Below are 2,511 nucleotides of genomic sequence, written 5' to 3'. Positions count from 1 at the left end.
TCTCTTTCTTTCTGTCAGATTTGTATACGTTTCCTTATTTTACCTTTGCTGGAGACATTTGACAAGAAAAAAAGGCAATGTGATCCAGCAGTGTATTCACGTCTGCTGGATCACATTGCCTTTTTTCGCCTCTTTTTTATCGGTATAGAATGCTTTTCTACATCTATAGAAGAAGTCAGCACTGTATTGCCGACATAGAAAATGATTGCCAACACGAAGCCGATAACGACCACCATTAATAGGGCATACCAGAGAGTGACCTTTGCTTTTATCGATAATTTAGTCATGTTCTTCCCTCATCACATACCCCATGCTCCTGACTGTATGAATCAGCTTGGGAGAAGAGTCTTTATCAATTTTAACCCTTAGATAACGAATGTAGACATCTACGATATTCGATCCACCAACATAATCATAATTCCAAATATGCTGCTCAATCTTATCACGGGAAAGAACAATGCCTTGGTTGCGCATCATGTACTCCAGAATAGAATATTCTTTGCTCGACAGGATAATATCCTTCTCACCTCTTCGAACGGTCTTTTTATCTGTATCCAAAATCAAATCAGCTAGCGTAATCGTATTGCTGGTATGACCCGTTTTTCTTCTTAAAAGGACACGAATTCGAGCCAGCAATTCATCAAAGGCAAAAGGTTTGATTAAGTAATCATCCGCTCCAGAATCTAACCCGGCAACGCGGTCTTCCGTAGTGTCTTTCGCTGTCAGCATAATAACAGGCGTGTCTTTCTTTTGTGCCCGAATTCGCTTCATTAATTCGATGCCGTCTATCTTAGGCAGCATGATATCCAAGATAATGGCATCATAGTCGTTGAATTCGATATAATCCCATGCTTCTTCTCCATCAAAACACTGATCCACACCGTAATGTTCTTTTTTCAATCGTTTGGCGATAATCTCATTCAACTCAGGTTCATCTTCAACTAATAGTAAGCGCATCTGTTCTCCCTCCATAATCAGTTTTATATATTCATTATACTATCACACGTTGATTAAACCAGGATTAAAAGAGAGAGACTCTTGTTGCTACGAACAGAAATCTACACTGATTACAACGAACATTATCTTGTCTCGATGGGGAGAGCTATTTCAGAATTCTGAAATAGCCGCCGCCATTCTTGATCGCTTGGTTCATCATGTCAAAGTCTTTAAGATTACAGGAAAATCTTATCGTATGAAGGGGAAAATATAAAGGACTTCAAGAATAGACTGTCAAAAACCTACATTTTTATTCTGTCATAATTCTACAATTTTATTCTGTCATAATTCTACAATTTTATATTGCCCTTGACAGCGGGCTTCCTAATCTACCAATCATGGTCTTCCAAAAATAACAAAGTCCCGCCAGGCTAATAATGCTTGACGGGTTTTCTCTATTATCTACTTAATTTGATCAGATCCTCTAAAGGCTCATACCCTTTATCGTTAAAGACGTACTTCTGCACTTCTCCATTGATAGTGGCAGTGATCAGCCCCATCACTTGGCCTGGGTTTTTCTTAAATGTCATGGGCAACTCACCAAAAAACTCTGTCCCAAAGGATGATTCAATGAAGTCCAGTTCATTAAGATGGATTGTCCTGATGAAGTTCAAGATGTTAAACTTGATCTGTTCTTCGAGACTCAAGTCGCCAGTTTTCAACATTTTCTTTACTTCTATTTCTGAATACTTCAATTGGCTATCCCCTTTCATTTCACTTTCTATACTTATCCTCAATCACTTTGTAATTCTCGTGATTAATCTTGCCCCACTCGGTCTTCTTGTAATCAATCCCCTTAAGTCTGTCATTAATCCAATCAGGATCGTACTCCTTGAAATTCCAATCCTCAACCCAAGCCTTCATGTCACCGTGCTCTGGATGCTTTGGATTGCGGTAAGCTTGCAAAAACTCATAAAACCCATGGATCCCACCCACATCTTCTGGCGGTGCTGTCTCATCTCCATCAAGTAGAGTTGGGTAACCAAAGTAATAATCATGGGCGATCTCTTCAAGTTTAATAGTGAACCACCAATCATCACCAAAGTCATAGTTGTATCGGATCTCCTTATACTTCTCAATATAATCGTCTATCTTCAGTCCAGTAGGCTTGCGGACCTCAACCATTAACCGTTCCTGGTGGTTCTGCTCAAACTGAAGCATATTGGCGGGCATTGATTTCAGCCGATCTTCATAATACTGTTTATTCTTTATGTAGTGCTGATGCTCCATATACGCTTCCTCATTATCAGTGACGATTCTATTCTCTTTAGGAAGATCAAACTCATAGAGATGATAACCGCCTCCTGGATAACCACTCTGGAAATTGGTCACGTTCTGAATGACATCATGAAGTCTTTTATATGTAGCACCGGCAGGCATGATGACTCTTCTCCAAATTAATGGATTTGATTCTTCAAGTTCAATTCTTATAATATATGATTTCACCTGAATTATTCATACCTCTAAATGTGGATAACTATTTCTATTAAACTCACTGCTTTTTTAGACATTTTT

At 38.9% G+C, this 2,511-nt stretch carries 4 protein-coding genes and 1 pseudogene; 1 reads left to right on the top strand and 4 read right to left on the bottom strand.

What is annotated here, in order from left to right; genetic code table 11:
* Positions 1-110 precede the first annotated feature (110 nt).
* Positions 111-287: a hypothetical protein gene (locus tag ABFX15_RS02145; protein WP_346023886.1), complete on the bottom strand. Its 177-nt coding sequence runs from the start codon at positions 285-287 to the stop codon at positions 111-113.
* On the bottom strand, positions 280-957 hold the full coding sequence (locus ABFX15_RS02140; RefSeq protein ID WP_346023885.1) for a response regulator transcription factor: 678 nt from the start codon (positions 955-957) through the stop codon (positions 280-282). The genes ABFX15_RS02145 and ABFX15_RS02140 overlap by 8 nt, the downstream gene beginning before the upstream one ends.
* 88 nt (positions 958-1,045) lie before the next feature.
* On the opposite strand from ABFX15_RS02140, the pseudogene ABFX15_RS02135 reads away from it, so the two are divergent.
* A pseudogene (locus tag ABFX15_RS02135) lies at positions 1,046-1,210 on the top strand (ATP-binding protein); the annotation flags it as partial.
* Positions 1,211-1,394: 184 nt separating this feature from the next.
* On the opposite strand, the gene ABFX15_RS02130 reads toward ABFX15_RS02135, so the two are convergent.
* Together ABFX15_RS02130 and ABFX15_RS02125 are read right to left on the bottom strand one after the other, a co-directional pair.
* A complete protein-coding gene (locus tag ABFX15_RS02130) occupies positions 1,395-1,691 on the bottom strand; it encodes a hypothetical protein (RefSeq protein WP_346023884.1) in 297 nt (98 codons plus the stop codon).
* A gap of 19 nt (positions 1,692-1,710) precedes the next feature.
* Positions 1,711-2,442 carry a plasmid pRiA4b ORF-3 family protein gene (locus ABFX15_RS02125; RefSeq protein WP_346023883.1) on the bottom strand — a complete coding sequence of 244 codons (732 nt, stop codon included), beginning with the start codon at positions 2,440-2,442 and terminating at the stop codon, positions 1,711-1,713.
* Between the last annotated feature and the right edge of the window lie 69 nt (positions 2,443-2,511).

The sequence above is a fragment of the Alkalibacterium indicireducens genome (genome assembly GCF_039522005.1).
GTDB lineage: Bacteria > Bacillota > Bacilli > Lactobacillales > Carnobacteriaceae_A > Alkalibacterium > Alkalibacterium indicireducens.
Note: the sequence above shows the minus strand (reverse complement) of the source record. Positions and strands in the feature narration are given on the sequence as shown.